Source organism: Paenarthrobacter sp. TAF1, assembly GCF_052113825.1.
Lineage (GTDB): Bacteria > Actinomycetota > Actinomycetes > Actinomycetales > Micrococcaceae > Arthrobacter > Arthrobacter nicotinovorans.
Genome location: NZ_JBFRDO010000025.1, coordinates 19,872 through 35,053, shown reverse-complemented (window position 1 = coordinate 35,053; position 15,182 = coordinate 19,872). Strand labels below are relative to the sequence as shown.

Annotated in this window: 15 protein-coding genes and 1 riboswitch; of the genes, 6 read left to right on the top strand and 9 right to left on the bottom strand. The window is 64.5% G+C overall.

From position 1 onward, the window contains the following. The 5 genes from AB4Y81_RS20030 to AB4Y81_RS20010 all read right to left on the bottom strand — a co-directional run. Positions 1 to 474, bottom strand: a 474-nt coding sequence (locus tag AB4Y81_RS20030; RefSeq protein WP_441996694.1) for a serine dehydratase beta chain, incomplete at its 3' end; no start/stop codon positions are given. Positions 475 to 667: 193 nt separating this feature from the next. Then, on the bottom strand, positions 668 to 1,054 hold the full coding sequence (gene gcvH, locus AB4Y81_RS20025; RefSeq protein ID WP_018780132.1) for a glycine cleavage system protein GcvH: 387 nt from the start codon (positions 1,052 to 1,054) through the stop codon (positions 668 to 670). Positions 1,055 to 1,153: 99 nt separating this feature from the next. Continuing rightward, positions 1,154 to 2,287 carry a glycine cleavage system aminomethyltransferase GcvT gene (gcvT, locus tag AB4Y81_RS20020; RefSeq protein WP_018780133.1) on the bottom strand — a complete coding sequence of 378 codons (1,134 nt, stop codon included), beginning with the start codon at positions 2,285 to 2,287 and terminating at the stop codon, positions 1,154 to 1,156. A gap of 9 nt (positions 2,288 to 2,296) precedes the next feature. Beyond that, positions 2,297 to 5,143 carry an aminomethyl-transferring glycine dehydrogenase gene (gene gcvP / locus AB4Y81_RS20015; protein ID WP_441996693.1) on the bottom strand — a complete coding sequence of 949 codons (2,847 nt, stop codon included), beginning with the start codon at positions 5,141 to 5,143 and terminating at the stop codon, positions 2,297 to 2,299. 178 nt (positions 5,144 to 5,321) lie between these two features. Beyond that, positions 5,322 to 5,419: riboswitch (glycine riboswitch) on the bottom strand. Positions 5,420 to 5,512: 93 nt separating this feature from the next. Then, the gene (locus AB4Y81_RS20010) at positions 5,513 to 6,052 is read right to left on the bottom strand and encodes a TetR/AcrR family transcriptional regulator (RefSeq protein ID WP_039239936.1); all 540 of its coding nucleotides are present in this window, start codon (positions 6,050 to 6,052) and stop codon (positions 5,513 to 5,515) included. Between the two features lie 73 nt (positions 6,053 to 6,125). On the opposite strand from AB4Y81_RS20010, the gene AB4Y81_RS20005 reads away from it, so the two are divergent. After that, entirely contained in the window at positions 6,126 to 7,676 is a 1,551-nt protein-coding gene (locus tag AB4Y81_RS20005; RefSeq protein ID WP_441996691.1) for an MFS transporter, read from the top strand. A 6-nt stretch (positions 7,677 to 7,682) separates the two neighbouring features. Here the strand turns inward: AB4Y81_RS20005 and AB4Y81_RS20000 are convergent, their stop codons facing one another. Then, on the bottom strand, positions 7,683 to 8,342 hold the full coding sequence (locus AB4Y81_RS20000) for a cyclodeaminase/cyclohydrolase family protein (protein ID WP_441996689.1): 660 nt from the start codon (positions 8,340 to 8,342) through the stop codon (positions 7,683 to 7,685). A gap of 102 nt (positions 8,343 to 8,444) precedes the next feature. Between AB4Y81_RS20000 and AB4Y81_RS19995 the strand changes: the two genes are divergently transcribed. Next, positions 8,445 to 9,677 carry an amidohydrolase gene (locus tag AB4Y81_RS19995; protein WP_416430361.1) on the top strand — a complete coding sequence of 411 codons (1,233 nt, stop codon included), beginning with the start codon at positions 8,445 to 8,447 and terminating at the stop codon, positions 9,675 to 9,677. Positions 9,678 to 9,763: 86 nt separating this feature from the next. On the opposite strand, the gene AB4Y81_RS19990 is transcribed toward AB4Y81_RS19995, so the two are convergent. Both AB4Y81_RS19990 and AB4Y81_RS19985 read right to left on the bottom strand, forming a co-directional pair. Next, complete coding sequence (locus AB4Y81_RS19990; RefSeq protein ID WP_018780139.1) at positions 9,764 to 9,979, bottom strand: hypothetical protein; 216 nt, start codon at positions 9,977 to 9,979, stop codon at positions 9,764 to 9,766. A 92-nt stretch (positions 9,980 to 10,071) separates the two neighbouring features. Beyond that, a complete protein-coding gene (locus tag AB4Y81_RS19985) occupies positions 10,072 to 11,076 on the bottom strand; it encodes an NAD(P)/FAD-dependent oxidoreductase (RefSeq protein WP_018780140.1) in 1,005 nt (334 codons plus the stop codon). Between the two features lie 102 nt (positions 11,077 to 11,178). Between AB4Y81_RS19985 and AB4Y81_RS19980 the strand changes: the two genes are divergently transcribed. After that, entirely contained in the window at positions 11,179 to 11,781 is a 603-nt protein-coding gene (locus AB4Y81_RS19980; RefSeq protein ID WP_018780141.1) for a helix-turn-helix domain-containing protein, read from the top strand. Here AB4Y81_RS19980 and AB4Y81_RS19975 read toward each other — a convergent pair. After that, entirely contained in the window at positions 11,778 to 12,080 is a 303-nt protein-coding gene (locus AB4Y81_RS19975) for a helix-turn-helix domain-containing protein (RefSeq protein ID WP_018780142.1), read from the bottom strand. The genes AB4Y81_RS19980 and AB4Y81_RS19975 overlap by 4 nt on opposite strands. 69 nt (positions 12,081 to 12,149) lie before the next feature. Between AB4Y81_RS19975 and map the strand changes: the two genes are divergently transcribed. The 3 genes from map (at position 12,150) to AB4Y81_RS19960 (ending at position 15,179) form a co-directional block, all read left to right on the top strand. Next, positions 12,150 to 12,929, top strand: a complete 780-nt coding sequence (gene map, locus AB4Y81_RS19970; protein ID WP_441996686.1) for a type I methionyl aminopeptidase — start codon at positions 12,150 to 12,152, stop codon at positions 12,927 to 12,929. Positions 12,930 to 13,128: 199 nt separating this feature from the next. Continuing rightward, entirely contained in the window at positions 13,129 to 14,157 is a 1,029-nt protein-coding gene (locus AB4Y81_RS19965) for a nitrilase-related carbon-nitrogen hydrolase (protein WP_055975258.1), read from the top strand. Next, positions 14,154 to 15,179 carry an agmatine deiminase family protein gene (locus tag AB4Y81_RS19960; RefSeq protein ID WP_441996683.1) on the top strand — a complete coding sequence of 342 codons (1,026 nt, stop codon included), beginning with the start codon at positions 14,154 to 14,156 and terminating at the stop codon, positions 15,177 to 15,179. Before AB4Y81_RS19965 ends, AB4Y81_RS19960 begins: the two co-directional genes overlap by 4 nt. The last annotated feature ends 3 nt before the right edge of the window (positions 15,180 to 15,182 follow it).

Genomic DNA, 15,182 nt, shown 5'->3' with positions numbered 1-15,182 from the left:
ACGGACAATGAACCCACCACCAACCGAAAAGAACGTCGCCTCATGCACAGTGTTTCCCTCAGCATCAGCCACGGCGAACTTCATCCCGTTCGTATGCCGCGGCAACACCGTCAACGGATGCAACACCATATCCTCCACCGCATACGGCAACTCCACACCCCCGCCGGATGCCCCCGCCAGGTTCAGCACACCGCTCTCAGCGATCGTCGCGAGCCGCTCCTCCACTTCCTCGGGAAGGATCAACTCAGGGTGGTAGCCCTCCAAGCCCAGCAACGTCGCCGTCATGGTTCCGTGACCACGGCCCGTTGCCGCCAACGAACCATACAAATCAACCCGCAACGACGCCACCGAGTCCAGGACACCAGCGTCCTTCAACTCACCAGCGAACACAGCGGCGGCCCGCATCGGCCCCACCGTGTGGGAACTCGACGGACCAATGCCCACAGAGAACAGATCGAAAACACCAACAGCCATAGCCGGGATCCCTTTTATACAGCTTGAAACGGTCCGGCAGATGGTCCTGCCGGATGGCCTCCCCCGCTTGTGGCGGAAGACGACCGAAGCACGACGCCGGATGGCCCCCAAAGGCGGCAACCCGGCGTCGCAAATTATTCAGTTACTACAAACGCTACGCCCTGCACGCTCGTTCCGTGCCGGAGCGCGGACCTTAGGAGAGGTCGCCGCCGTTCTTGGAGGCGTATTCCTCTGCCGAGAGCAGCGGGCCGTCGGACTCAGCAGCGACCTTGAAGAGCCAGCCGGCGCCGTAGGGGTCGTTGTTGATCAGGGCCGGGTCCGAAACAACGGCGTCGTTGATTTCCGTGACCTCGCCGGTGACGGGCGAGTACAGGTCGGAGACGGACTTGGTGGACTCAACTTCGCCACAGGTCGCGCCTGCGGTCACAGTCGAACCGACCTCGGGCAGGTCAACGTACACAATGTCACCCAGTGCGTCGGTGGCAACCTCGGAGATCCCGACGGACACCGAGTTCCCCTCGCCGCGGGAGACCCACTCGTGCTCGTCGGAGTACTGAAGTTCGGGCGCTACTTTGGGCATTCTGTTTCCTTTACGTGGTCGAAATGAAAAACGTGGAGTTTTTGTACAGCTAATGCCTTTATAGCTGGGCTATGGGGTCATTAGCTGTACAAAAACTCGCTACTTTTGGCGCTTGTAGAAAGGCAGTGCGACGACTTCGAACGGCTCGCTCTTGCCACGCAGGTCAATGTCCAGCGCGGTTCCAAGCTCAGTGTGTTCGACGTCGACATATGCCAACGCTACCGGGTACCCGAGGGTCGGACTGGGCTGGCCGGAGGTCACTTCGCCGACTACCGCGCCATCCTTGAGGACCGGGTAGTGGCCGCGTCCCGCGCGACGCCCCAGGCCCTTGAGGCCCACGAGCTTGCGTCCCGTGGTGGAACCGGCACCGTCGGCCTTCAACGCAGCCAGTGCGTCCTTGCCAACGAAGTCACCTTCCTTGGACAGCGCCACCACGGCTCCGAGCCCTGCAGCGAAGGGGTTGCCTTCACGGGAGAGCTCGTTGCCGTAGAGCGGCATGCCGGCTTCCAGCCGCAGGGAATCGCGGGAGGCAAGGCCGGCCGGAACCAGTTCTCCTTCTTCGGCGACGGCGGCAATTGCCTGCCACAGCGCGGCAGCGGATTCGTTGGGAACGAAGATCTCGAAACCGTCCTCGCCCGTGTAGCCGGTGCGTGCCAGGAGAAGGTCCTGGCCGCTGCCTGCCACCAGGAAGGTCACCTCAACTGCGGCGTAGTACTTGAGCCCGGTGACCAGCGCGTGCTGGTCGGCCGGAACCAGGCGCAGCAGGATGGCTTCGGCGAGCGGACCCTGCACTGCGATCAGCGAGGTCCGGGCAGAGGCATCTTCAACCACCACGTCGAAACCGGCGGCGCGTTCAAGCAAAGCGTCAGCCACAACCTTGGCGTTGCCGGCGTTCGGCACCACCAGGAACTTGTCGGCACCACGGCGATAGGTAATGAGGTCGTCGATGATGCCGCCGTCTTCCTGGCAGATCAGCGAGTACTTGGCCTTGCCGTCCGCCATGGCCGAGATCTTGCCCACCAGGGCGTAGTCCAGGAAGGCTGCGGCTTCGGGGCCGGTGACCCAGACTTCGCCCATGTGGGAGAGGTCGAACAGGCCTGCGGACTTGCGGACCGCGTGGTGCTCGGCCAACTCGGAGGAGTACTTGAGCGGCATCTGCCAGCCACCGAAGTCGGTGAAGGACGCGCCGAGCTTCTTGTGCTCTTCGTAAAGGGCTGTGTAGTTCTCAGTCATGACGAGTCCTTAGTTTTCGAAGTCTTCGATCGGTGGGCAGGAGCAGACCAGGTTGCGGTCTCCAGCTGCGCCGTCGATGCGGCCAACGGGCGGGAAGTACTTGTCCTGCTTGAGGTGGTGGACCGGGAAAGCGGCCTGCTCGCGCGGGTACGCGCGGTCCCAATCGGAAGTTACGACGGCGGCAGCCGTGTGGGGCGCCCGGCGAAGCGGGGAATCCTGCACGGAGAAGTCGCCGTGGGCTACTTGGTCGATTTCCTTGCGGATGGTGATCATGGCTTCGATGAAGCGGTCAATCTCCACGAGGTCCTCGGACTCGGTGGGCTCCACCATCAAGGTACCCGCAACCGGGAAGGCCAGCGTGGGGGCGTGGAATCCGAAGTCGATGAGGCGCTTGGCCACATCCTCGGCCGTGACGCCGGTCTTAGCGGTCAGTTCACGCAGGTCCAGGATGCACTCGTGGGCCACGAGTCCGCCTTCACCTGTGTAGAGCACCGGGAAGTGCTCGTTGAGGCGCGATGCGATGTAGTTCGCAGCCAGCAGCGCGGACTTGGTGGCTTCGGTGAGGCCCTGGCCGCCCATGAGCTTCACGTACGCCCAGGAGATCGGAAGAACCCCGGCGGAACCGAAGCGGGAGGCCGAAATCGGGACATCGTTGCCTTCGGTCCAGGATGCCGCGTCACCGGGCATGAAAGGTGCGAGGTGTGCCTTGGCAGCAACCGGGCCAACGCCGGGTCCGCCGCCGCCGTGCGGGATGCAGAAGGTCTTGTGCAGGTTCAGGTGCGAGACGTCGCCGCCGAACTTGCCCGGCTGGGCCAGACCGACCAGCGCGTTGAGGTTGGCGCCGTCGATGTAAACCTGGCCGCCGGCCTCGTGGATGGCATCGCAGACTTCGCGGACGTCGGCGTCATACACGCCGTGCGTTGACGGGTAGGTGATCATGATGGCCGAAAGGGCGTCGCGGTGGGCTTCGATCTTGGCCTTCAGGTCAACGTGGTCGATGGTGCCATCAGGAGCAGTGGCCACCACCACGACCTTCATGCCGGCCAGCACTGCCGAGGCAGCGTTCGTGCCGTGCGCGGACGCCGGGATGAGGCAGACGTTGCGCTGGTCGTCGCCGTTGGACAGGTGGTAGCCGCGGATGGCCAGCAGGCCTGCGAGCTCGCCCTGGGAACCTGCGTTGGGCTGGATGGAGACTTGGTCGTAGCCGGTGATTTCGGTCAGCTGGGCTTCGAGGTCGCTGATGAGTTCACGCCAGCCCTCGGTCTGGGAATCCGGAGCGAACGGGTGGATCGAAGCGAACTCCGGCCACGAAATGGCTTCCATCTCGGCAGTGGCGTTGAGCTTCATGGTGCAGGAACCGAGCGGAATCATGGTGCGGTCCAGCGCGAGGTCCCGGTCGGAGAGCTTGCGGATGTAGCGCAGGAGCTGGGTTTCGGAGCGGTGGGTGTTGAACACCGGGTGCTGCATGAATGCGCTGGTGCGCTCAACGGAAGCCTCCAGCGCAAAGTCCTCGGCGGCATCGGTGACCGAAGCGCCAAAGACATCGAGCAGGCGGCCGACGATGTCGGACGTAGTCGTCTCATCAACGGAGATGCCAACAGTGTCAGCATCGATGCCGCGCAGGTTGATGCCCTTGGCCTCGGCGGCGGCGACGATCTCTGCTGCCTTGCCCGGGACGCGGACGGTGATGGTGTCGAAGAACGAACCGTGGAGGACCTCGACGCCGGCAGCCTTCAGGGACCCTGCGAGCGTGCGGGCGTGGCTGTGGGCGGTCTCGGCGATCGCTTTCAGGCCTTCGGGGCCGTGGTAGACGGCGTACATCGAAGCGACGATGGCCAGCAGCGCCTGCGCGGTGCAGATGTTGGACGTGGCCTTCTCGCGGCGGATGTGCTGTTCGCGGGTCTGCAGGGCCAGACGGTAGGCGGGGACACCGGCGTCGTCCTTGGAAACGCCCACCAGGCGGCCCGGCATGGAACGCTCGAGACCCTTCTGGACGGCCATGTAGGCCGCGTGCGGGCCGCCGAAGAAGAGCGGGACACCCAGGCGCTGGGCGGAACCCACGGCGATGTCAGCGCCCTGCTCACCCGGAGGGGTGATGAGCGTCAGGGAAAGGAGGTCGGCGGCAACGGTGACCAGTGCGCCGCGTTCCTTGGCCTCGGCAATGACGGCGGAGTGGTCGAAGACGCGGCCGGAAACACCGGGCTGCTGGAGGACGACGCCGTTGATGGCACCTTCCGGAAGGCCGGCTGAAAGATCGGCAACCTCAACCTCGAAGCCGAGGGCTTCAGCACGGCCCTTGACGATGGCGATGGTCTGCGGGAGGCAGTCTGCGTCGAGCACAGTCTTGCCGTCCTGCACGGCCTTGTTCTTGTTGGCGCGGCGCATCATGAGGACGGCCTCGGCCACGGCGGTTGCTTCGTCAAGCAGCGAGGCGTTGGCGATAGGCAGGCCAACGAGGTCCTGGACCATGGTCTGGAAATTCAGGAGTGCTTCAAGGCGGCCCTGCGAAATTTCAGGCTGGTACGGGGTGTAAGCGGTGTACCAGGCCGGGGACTCAAGGATGTTGCGGCGGATGACCGGCGGCGTGATGGTGTCGTAGTAGCCCTGGCCGATCATCTGGACCGCGGTCTTGTTCTTGGAGGCGAGCTTGCGCAGCTCGGCCAGGACCTCGACTTCGCTCAGCGCGTTCTGCAAGGTGAGGGCGACGTCCTGGCGGATGTCGTTCGGAACGGCAGTGTCGACCAGCGAGTCAACAGAGTCGTAGCCAACGGACTTGAGCGTGGTCTCAATGTCGGTCTGGCGGCGGGCGCCGATATGCCGATCGACGAAGGTGGTGGAGGCAGAACTAACCGTCACGAAGGAACTCCAGTACTTGGGCGGCGTTTGGGTACGCCACAGCGGCTCGGGTTCCTCCCCGCTCTGTATTGGACCTGAGAGTTTCCGCGTGTTGTCCGCACAACGAATCGCTTGCACCGTCGGTGAGCACAGCATCCCACGTCAATGGCGTGGAGTGCCTGCTGCTTTCCAGAGTTGCCTCGCCGCGGCGGTGCGTGGGCCTGAGAGATTCCTGGGGAGGGTTTGCTCCTACGGCGCCTGCATCACGTGCCTGCAGGACTCTCCCGCCGCAGATCAAAGGCATGTTCAGTTGTCTGTGGGCGCCACGCTGGGCACGCCACAAGGCTTAATTGTCCTACGTGCAAGGCCCTGCGGCAAATGGATGAGCAGTCACTTCCGCAGGCGGTCCAGGACCCCCAGCAGGATTTCGACGTCGGCCTCCCGGCCGGCGTTGCCGGCCCCCTGCCCGCCCTCGAACATCGCGTTGAAATAAAGGCCGTCGCCCATGTAGCTGACGGCCTTGGCGATCTCCGGTCCTACGTCTTCGGCCAGGACATCAAGCCACTGCTGCTGGATTCCTGCGAAGCGCCGCCGCGTTTCCTCATGGGCTACTTCAGCGAGCCTGGTGGCGGCAACGAATGCCCTGTCCATGGGGGTGTCAGCCCAGAGGGAGGACCGGATGAAGTAGGCGGCCGAACCGTCCGGCGCGGCCTTCATCTGCTCAATGTCTTCCTGCGCCAACTCGTCCAGGCGCTCCAGCAAGGCGCTGATCAGGGCTTCCTTGTTGGGGAAGTGATACAGCAGCCCGCCCTTGGAGACACCGGCCCTCTTGGCGACGGCATCCAGGGTAGCGGCCCGCTCCCCTACCTCGATCAGGAGGGATTCGTAGGCATCCAGGACGGCGTCCCGGGCAACTGGTTTTCGTGGCATGTGTACATCATTCCCTAAAGAATTGCGGGGGTTGAATTTGTAACTATACCGTCTGGACGGTACAGTAAGAGGCATGTTCTCGCCGTCCTCAACCCAAGCACCCCGTTCCGCCGCCCCCTTGACGGGCCCGGCTGCACCGTGGCGCGACTGGACGGCCTTGGCACTGCTGATGTTCCCGGTGCTGCTGGTGGCCGTCGATAACACCGCGCTCACTTTCGCCCTGCCGGAAATCGCCCGCTCCCTGGACGTGGGCGGCATACAGCTCCTGTGGATCGTTGACGCCTACCCGCTGGTGCTCGCTGCGCTCCTGGTCTCCATGGGCAACCTTGGTGACCGGGTCGGACGACGCCGGTTGCTTCTGATCGGCAGCACAGGCTTCGCGGCGGTTTCGGCTGCTACGGCATTCGCGCCGTCCGCGGAGTGGCTTATTGCCGGACGCGCTGCACTCGGCGTCTTCGGCGCCATGCTGATGCCATCCACGTTGTCCTTGATAAGGAACATCTTTACCGACCCCAACCGCCGTCGGCTCGCGATCGCTGTATGGGCTGCCGGATTCTCCGGCGGCGCAGCCCTCGGTCCCATCTTCGGCGGCTGGCTGGTGGAGCACTTCTGGTGGGGCGCCGTCTTCCTGGTAGCAGCATTCCTGCTTCTGCCGCTCCTTGCCTTTGGCCGGGTACTCATTCCCGAGTCCAAGGACGCCAACCCCGGCCGGGTGGATGTGTCCAGCATTGTCCTGTCCGCGGTCACCATGGCGCCCTTCGTTTACGGCATCAAGGAATTCGCGGTCCACGGCTTCGGTGCCTCAGCTGCTGCCTTCATGGGCTTTGGCCTGGTGATGGGCATTCTGTTCGTCCGCCGCCAGCAAAGGATCGAAAGCCCCATGCTGGATGTTTCCCTGTTCAAGAACAAGGTATTCAGCACGGCCATCGTGGCGAATGTTTTGTCCTTGTTCTCCATGACGGGGTTCATCTACTTCTTTGCCCAGCACCTGCAGCTGGTCGAAGGGCAGTCCCCCATGGAAGCCGGCATCGCCATGATCCCGGCCCTCCTGGCCACCGTCATCGCCGGCCTGCTCGTAGTACCGCTGGTCAAGAAAGTACGGCCCGGCTTCGTGGTGGCCGGCGGACTGACACTGAGCGCCATAGGCTACCTGGTGGCCGTCGTGGGTGACCACGGCAGCGGACCGGTGTTCCTCCTGTCAGCCCTGACGGTCCTGGCCGTCGGCGTGGGTGCAGCGGAGACCATCTCCAACGACCTCATCCTGGCGTCCGTGCCGGCAGACAAATCAGGGGCGGCCTCGGCCATCTCCGAGACCGGTTACGAACTCGGTTCCCTCCTGGGAACAGCCGTGCTCGGTTCAATCCTCACCGCGTCCTACCAGCACAACCTCGTCATTCCCGACGGCGTGCCCACAGAGGCGGCGAGGAAGTCCGGGGAGACTCTGGCAGGCGCGGTCGACGCGGCATCCGGGCTCCCCACCCAGTTGTCGGAGGCACTGACCACCGCCGCGCGGATAGCCTTCGACTCAGGCGTCCACATCACCGCGGCGATTGGGCTGGTACTGATGGCCGGAGCAGCAGTGATGGCCGCCGTCGTACTGCGCAAGGTTCCCAAAGCGCAGTAAGGGAAGCTACACGGCTTCCGTGGGTGCCGCCTTCTTGTCGACGTCGGCGGTCAGTTGGTCGATACGCTCCAGGGCATCGCCGAGCCGGCCGACCGTTGTCCACAGGCAGGGCTGCTGCTCCCTGACCTCCTCGAGGGAAGTCCCCGCGGAGGTCAGGGAAGCGAGGTCGAAGCTCACGTTGGTCCTCGCCCCCGCTATGGCCGCCCGCAGCGCACCGAAACCCACCACGACGTCGGCAACGAGGGCCGGGTTCCCGTGGGAAGCGAGCCAGCCGAGGTCTTCAATGGCGTCGATGGCCCGTTCACCCAGGACGGCGGATGCCTTGGCTGCGTCCACGGAGGCTTGGTGGATGGCTTCTTCGCGTTCCGGTCCGGGGTCGAGGCGGAAAGCAGCTCCGAAGGCGTTGGAGGCAGATGCGTCCTCGTCCGCGAGCCGGAGAGCCGCTTCCCTGAGCTCATGGGCCCTGGCATGGATAGCGGAAAGCTCGTCACGCTGCTGCCCCTCGGCTTCCGTGTACCCGGCCACCATTGACGTCAAGGCAGCCGCAATGGATAGCATCACCCCGGTGCCGGCGCCGCCCCCGGGCGAGCCGCTCGACTCTGCCAGGGCTGCGGTCCAGTCCTCAACCGTGGAGTGCTGCGTGGTGGCGGGTTCGGAATTCGTCATGCCATCAAGTGTGCCGTGACAGCCAGGTTCGCACACACAGGGTTCGCACAAAGCGGATGGATACACTGGCCGGACCGAAGGCGTCGAACGAAGGGTAAACCCATGACCATTGACCTCGAAGAGCTTTACAAGGACCTGCACGCCCACCCGGAGCTGTCCTTCCAGGAGACCAGGACCGCCGGGATCGCAGCCGGGCACCTGGAGAATCTTGGCTTCACCGTCCACCGCAACATCGGCAAGACCGGCGTGGTGGGCATCCTTGAGAACGGAGCCGGGCCGGTCGTCATGCTCCGGGCCGACATGGACGCCCTCCCGGTCAAAGAGTCAACGGGACTGGACTACGCAAGTACTGCCATGGGTGTCGATCCTGACGGAAATGATGTTCCGGTCATGCATGCGTGCGGACACGATGTCCATGTCAGCTGCCTCGTGGGAGCAGCAGAAGCGTTGGCCGGACAACGTGACCGGTGGCAAGGCACACTGATCGTCGTGTTCCAGCCCGCCGAGGAATGGGGTGGCGGTGCGCAGGCGATGGTTGGCGACGGCCTCTATGACGTCGTGCCGAAGCCCGATGTAGTGCTCGGACAGCATGTGGCCCCCTTCCCCGCCGGATGGTTCGGCATCCGGGCCGGCGTCACCATGGCCTCCGCAGACTCCCTCAACATCACCCTGCACGGCCGCGGCGGGCACGGATCGCGCCCGGAAACCACCATTGATCCGGTGGTGATGGCCGCCGCTGCCACCATCCGCCTGCAGGGCATCGTGTCGCGCGAACTCGCCGCCAGCGACTCCGCTGTGGTCACCGTAGGACAGATCCACTCCGGTACCAAGAACAACATCATCCCCGAGACGGCAACCCTCGGCCTCAGTGTCCGCACCTTCAGCGATTCCACCAGGGACAAAATCCTCGGTTCGATTGAGCGCATTGTGCACGGGGAATCAGCGGCATCCGGCGCCCCCAAGGACCCGGAGATCCATTTCGAAGAGCACTTCCCGCTGACAGTTAACGACGAGTCGGCAGCAGGCAGGATTACAGCGGCCTTCAAGGCCAGGTTCGGCGAGGCACAGGTCATTGATCCCGGGCCCGTATCCGGCAGCGAAGACGTAGGAGCCTTGGCAAAGGGCGCCGACGCGCCGTTGGTGTTTTGGTTCCTCGGCGGCGCCGACCCTGCCCTGTTCCGCGAATGGGCGACGACGGGGCGCCTCCCCGAAGATATTCCCTCGAACCACTCGCCCTACTTCGCGCCCCTGATCCAGCCCACGCTGGCCAAGGGAACGGAAGCATTGGTCACAGCCGCTCTGGAGTACCTCGGTTCAACAGGCGGAAACAACTAGCCTGCGCGTGGACGGGCACACGGGAAAGGCGCCGGCAGACCGGCGCCTTTTTCGTGATCTTCTACTCGTTCCAGTCCAGGCGGGGCCTAGACCTTCTCGTGGATGCGGTCAACCTTCGGTTCGTAAACCACAGGTTCCCTGCGACGGCGTGCCAGGAAAGTCCAGAGTGTCCCTTCCGATGCCTGGCGGGTCTCCGCCGGGGCAACCGGTTCCTTCCTGGCCTCTTCAGTTGTGGTCTCGGGCTTGCGCGCGGAGTCCTTCTTCGTGCGCCGCTCGAAGTCGTCATAGTACGCGTAGCACATACAACCTCCCTTAGTGGCGTTCTTTAATAGTCCTCGCACTCCGGCCGCACGTCGACCACTTTTTTGCAGGGTTTCCGTTCAGCTTGTGGTGGTCACCGGGCGAGGCTGGACAGCCGCGCAACGTCCACCGCCAATCTGGTTTCCTCCGCCACCAGGTGGGCGTTGATGGCGGCCCCGGCCATGACGCCCGAAGCGGCCGACGCCATGACCTGTCCCATAAGGTCCGCGACATTGCCCGCAGCCCAGACGCCGGGAACCGCGGTGGCCCCGCCCATGGGATTCACTTCCACGTGGTGCCCTACTCCCATGGGGTGTTCCACCACCGGGACGCCAAGCGACTCCAGCACTGCGGACCTTGCCTCCAGCCTGGTTGCGGTCACTACGGCCTCCACCGGGATGACTGTTCCCGAGGCCAGGACGACGCCCCTCAACGCATCATCCTGGATGGCGAGTGACTCCACCTTGCCTTCCACCACGCTGATCGAGCGTGCAGCCAGCTGCTCCCACTCTGCGTCCGTCGGCTCCACCACGTCATTAAGGAACAGCGTGATGTTCGGGCTCCACTGCCTGAAGAGCATCGTCTGGTGCAACGCCATGGGAACAGAGCCCAGTATGCCGATCGCTTTGTTCCGGACCTCCCAGCCGTGGCAGTAGGGGCAATGCAGGACATCACGACCCCACCGCTCCCGGATGCCGTCGATGTCGGGCAGAACATCGGTCAGCCCCGTGGTCACAAGGATCCGGCGGGCCTTCACCGTCCGCCCATCGGCCAGTTCAACATCAAAGGAGAGCTCCGCGCCTTCCTCGGCCCCCGCCGTCGAGCGCGCTGCGACGGCGACGCCCGCGATGAAGTCCACCCCATAGCCGCGTGCTTCTTCCCGCCCCATATCCAACAATTCCCTGGGATCAATGCCGTCCCTGGACAGGAAACCATGGACCCCGGCAGCCGGCGCGTTCCGCGGCTCGCCGGCGTCGATCACCAGGACGGACCGGAGGGCCCTGCCAAGCGTCACGGCGGCACTTAACCCAGCTGCGCCACCTCCGATCACCACAACCTGGTACTCGTCCGCGGTTTCCGTCTTCGTATCTCTGCTCACTGTGCCTCCGTCGACTCGCTGCGGCCTTCCGCCGCTCCTACCATCCTTGGTCGATGTCGACAGAAGCGGCAAGAAAAATTGCCACTATGGCAAACTGGAGACATGGCAAAGGATTTCAGCGCAATGCTCGACGCCGTCGGCCCGCGCCTGCGCGCGATGCGGACCCAACGGAACCTGACGCTGGCAGAGGCATCGGAAGGCACGGGGATCTCGGTGAGCACGCTGTCCCGCCTGGAGTCGGGCCAGCGCAAGCCCACCCTGGAACTGTTGCTGCCGATTGCACGGCTTCACCAAGTACCTCTTGAGGAGTTGATCGACGCCCCGGAAACGGGCGACCCCCGCATCCATCTCAAGCCACACGTCCATCATTGGGGCACCGCGCTGCCCCTCACTCGCCGCCCCGGCGGAATCCAGGCCTTCAAGATGGTGCTGAAAGCCGGAACGGGCAAGGAAATTCCAGACCCGCAATCCCACGAAGGCTACGACTGGATGTACATCCTCAATGGGAAACTGCGGCTGGTCCTGGGCGGGAACGACTTCATCCTCAAACCCGGGGAAGTGGCGGAATTCGACACCCGCACCCCACACTGGTTCGCCAGCGCTACCTCTGAACCGGTGGAACTGCTCACCCTGTTCGGCCAGCAAGGCGAGCGCCTGCACGTCCGGGCACGGCCCAAGCGACAGGACCAGCAGGCGGAAATCTAGGAAGCCAGGAACTCCCGGGCATTGCGGCGCGACACGGCGGGGTCCGCTCCGGCGTCGGGCTGGTTGATCTCGGACCACACCTCATCGAGCGAAAGTCCAAGAACATCGGCAATGGCCGCCACCGTAGGAAAGGCGGGAGTGGCAACCCTTCCCGACTCGATTTTGCGCAGCGTTTCGGGAGAAACACGGGCATCGAGGGCGATCTCCAGCATGGAGCGTGCGCCCCGTGCACGGCGGAGCAGGGCACCGAGACGCTGTCCGCGCTCGGCCTCTGCGGGTGTGAGCGGCAACCTGACCATGGCTCCAATTGTAATACCGGGATAATATGGCCGGGATAGTTATTGGCATCAACCCCGGAAAGGTCCCCTATGATCGAGATCCTCAGCACCAGCGAACTGACCCGTGCCCGGGCTGCAGGGACACTGGTGGCCAACATCCTGCACACGCTCAAGAGCCGGTGCACTGTTGGCACCAACCTCCTGGAGATCGACGCGTGGGCCAAGGCCATGATCCTCGAGGCCGGCGCGGTGTCCTGCTACGTGGACTACGCGCCATCGTTTGGGCGCGGCCCCTTCGGCCACTACATCTGCACAGGCGTCAACGACGCCGTCCTCCATGGACTGCCGCGGGACTACGCGCTTGCCGACGGCGACCTGCTGACCCTTGACCTGGCCGTCTCCCTGAAAGGGATCGCAGCAGACTCTGCCATCAGCTTCATCGTCGGCGACGCAAAGCCCGCCGAAAGCGTGGCCATGATCGAGGCAACCGAACGCGCCCTGCGTGCCGGTATAGCAGCGGCGCGGCCCGGCGCGCGGATCGGCGATCTGTCCTACGCCATTGGCTCCGTCCTCGGCGAGGCAGGATATCCCGTTAACACGGAGTTTGGCGGCCACGGAATCGGCTCAACCATGCACCAGGAACCGCATGTGCCCAACATGGGACGCCCTGGCCGCGGCTACAAGCTGCGCCCTGGCTTGCTGCTCGCTTTGGAACCGTGGGTCATGGCGGATACCGCCCAGCTCGTGACCGATCCCGACGGCTGGACCCTCCGCAGCGTCACCGGCTGCCGGACGGCCCACAGCGAGCACACGATCGCCATCACCGCGGACGGAGCCGAGATTCTTACCTTGCCCACCGTGGCCGGCTAGGCCCGCTCCCGGGACGGGACGGGGCGGGGCGGGGCGGGAGGGGCGCTCGGCCAGGGCGTCCGCAGGGGTGCCGGGTAGGGGTCCGGGCTGCCATAAATGATTGGCATTCGTTTTCCCCTTGCACTCCGGCGTGACTCGCGTCATACTAAATGAACGCTATTCATTTAGTGACTGTCGTCTCATCGGAGTACATGCCACCATGATTGAAATAACCCGCCTCGAAGCCCCGACTTCCCTGGCCCGCACCGAACCCTCCACGCGGACGCCGCTGCGCGTCGGCGTTGTCCAGCACCGCTGGCATGCCGACGAATCCGCCCTCCGCGCAGAACTTACCGAAGGCATCGAGCGCGCCGCCAAGCTGGGAGCCACTGTTGTTTTCCTGCCTGAACTGACGCTCTCCCGCTACCCCGCCGACACCCGGCCGGAGAACAACCCCGCGGCAGGCATCCGCCCATCGGACATCACCGAGGACCTCCTCACCGGCCCCACCTTCACCTTCGCTGCCGAAGCTGCCAGGAAGTTCGGCGTCTCGGTCCACGCATCCTTGTACCAGCGGGCTGAGAACCCGGATGGCACTGACGACGGCCTCGGCCTGAACACCGCGATCCTGGTCTCCCCCGCCGGGGAACTCGTAGCCCGCACCCACAAGCTGCACATCCCTGTCACCGCCGGCTACTACGAGGACAAGTTCTTCCGCAAGGGCCCGGAAGCCGAGGATGCCTACGCAGTGTACGCACCGGCCGAACTCGGCGGTGCACGCCTGGGCATGCCCACCTGCTGGGACGAATGGTTCCCCGAACTCGCCCGGATGTACTCCCTGGGCGGAGCTGAGATCCTGGTCTACCCCACCGCAATCGGCTCCGAACCGGACCACCCAGACTTCGACACGCAGCCGCTCTGGCAGCAGGTCATTGTGGGCAACGGCATCGCCAACGGCCTGTTCATGATCGCGCCGAACCGCTACGGCAACGAAGGCACCCTGAACTTCTACGGCTCCTCCTTCATCTCCGATCCCTACGGCCGCATCCTGGTCCAGGCACCGCGGGACGAATCCGCCGTTCTGGTCGCCGACCTCGACCTCGACCAGCGCAGGGACTGGCTCACGCTCTTCCCGTTCCTGGCCACGCGCCGCCCTGAAACCTATGGTCGCCTCACCGAACCGGTGGACCCCAACGCGCCACTGGGAGCAAGCGCTGTCGCCACTGCCTACCAGGCGGTCTCCGCGTGAGCGCCTGGCGCATGCCGTCGGAAACGGCACCGCAGGACCGCGTCTGGATGGCCTTCCCCACCGGCGGTTACACCTTGGGCGACACCGAGGAAGAGGCGCATGCAGCGCGCTCCACCTGGGCCGCCGTCGCGAATGCCGTCCTTGAGTTCGAGCCGGTCACCATAGTGGTAGCGCCCGACGACGTCGAAACAGCCGCGCGCTACCTGGACCCCCGCGTCGAGGTACTCACCGCGGAACTGAACGACGCCTGGATGCGGGACATCGGACCGTCGTTCGTGTTGGATGCGAACAAGCAACTCGGCGCCGTGGACTGGATCTTCAACGGCTGGGGCGCCCAGGACTGGGCGGCGTGGGACAAGGATTCGCAGATCGCCGCCAACATCACCGGCCGTGCCAACGCCACACACCTCCCCTCGGGGATCGTGAACGAAGGCGGCGGCATCCAGGTTGACGGCGAAGGCACCGTCCTTGTCACCGAGACCGTACAGCTTGACGAGGGCCGCAATCCCGGCCTGACCAAGTCCGACATCGAGGAAGAGCTCGCCCGCACCATCGGCGCTACCCACGTGGTGTGGCTGCCTCGCGGCCTCACCCGCGATTCGGAGAAGTTCGGCACACGCGGCCATGTGGACATCGTGGCCGCCATCCCCTCCCCGGGCACACTCCTTGTCCATTCCCAGCAAAACCCTGAGCACCCCGATCATGCGGTGTCCCGGGAGATCATCGAATTCCTGCGCACCACCCATGACGCAGCCGGACGGGACTGGAACATCATCGAAGTTCCGGCACCCGAAACCCTCACTGACGACGAGGGCTACGTGGACTACAGCTACATCAACCACTTGGTAGTCAACGGTGGGGTCATTGCGTGCAGCTTCAACGACCCCATGGACGAGAAAGCGCTCCGCATCCTCGCCGATGCCTACCCCGGACGCCGCGTTGTCAGTGTTGACGCGCGCGAACTCTTCGCCCGGGGCGGCGGCATCCACTGCATTACGCAGCAACAGCCTTCGGCCATCTAGAAA

Coding starts and splice junctions, on each gene's coding strand:
- AB4Y81_RS20005 (WP_441996691.1), top strand. CDS start 6,126: ATGTTCTCGCCGTCCTCAACCCAAGCACCCCGTTCCGCCGCCCCCTTG.
- map (WP_441996686.1), top strand. CDS start 12,150: ATGATCGAGATCCTCAGCACCAGCGAACTGACCCGTGCCCGGGCTGCA.
- gcvH (WP_018780132.1), bottom strand. CDS start 1,054: ATGCCCAAAGTAGCGCCCGAACTTCAGTACTCCGACGAGCACGAGTGG.
- AB4Y81_RS20010 (WP_039239936.1), bottom strand. CDS start 6,052: ATGCCACGAAAACCAGTTGCCCGGGACGCCGTCCTGGATGCCTACGAA.
- AB4Y81_RS19995 (WP_416430361.1), top strand. CDS start 8,445: ATGACCATTGACCTCGAAGAGCTTTACAAGGACCTGCACGCCCACCCG.
- AB4Y81_RS20000 (WP_441996689.1), bottom strand. CDS start 8,342: ATGACGAATTCCGAACCCGCCACCACGCAGCACTCCACGGTTGAGGAC.
- AB4Y81_RS19990 (WP_018780139.1), bottom strand. CDS start 9,979: ATGTGCTACGCGTACTATGACGACTTCGAGCGGCGCACGAAGAAGGAC.
- AB4Y81_RS19975 (WP_018780142.1), bottom strand. CDS start 12,080: ATGGTCAGGTTGCCGCTCACACCCGCAGAGGCCGAGCGCGGACAGCGT.
- AB4Y81_RS19980 (WP_018780141.1), top strand. CDS start 11,179: ATGGCAAAGGATTTCAGCGCAATGCTCGACGCCGTCGGCCCGCGCCTG.
- AB4Y81_RS19965 (WP_055975258.1), top strand. CDS start 13,129: ATGATTGAAATAACCCGCCTCGAAGCCCCGACTTCCCTGGCCCGCACC.
- gcvT (WP_018780133.1), bottom strand. CDS start 2,287: ATGACTGAGAACTACACAGCCCTTTACGAAGAGCACAAGAAGCTCGGC.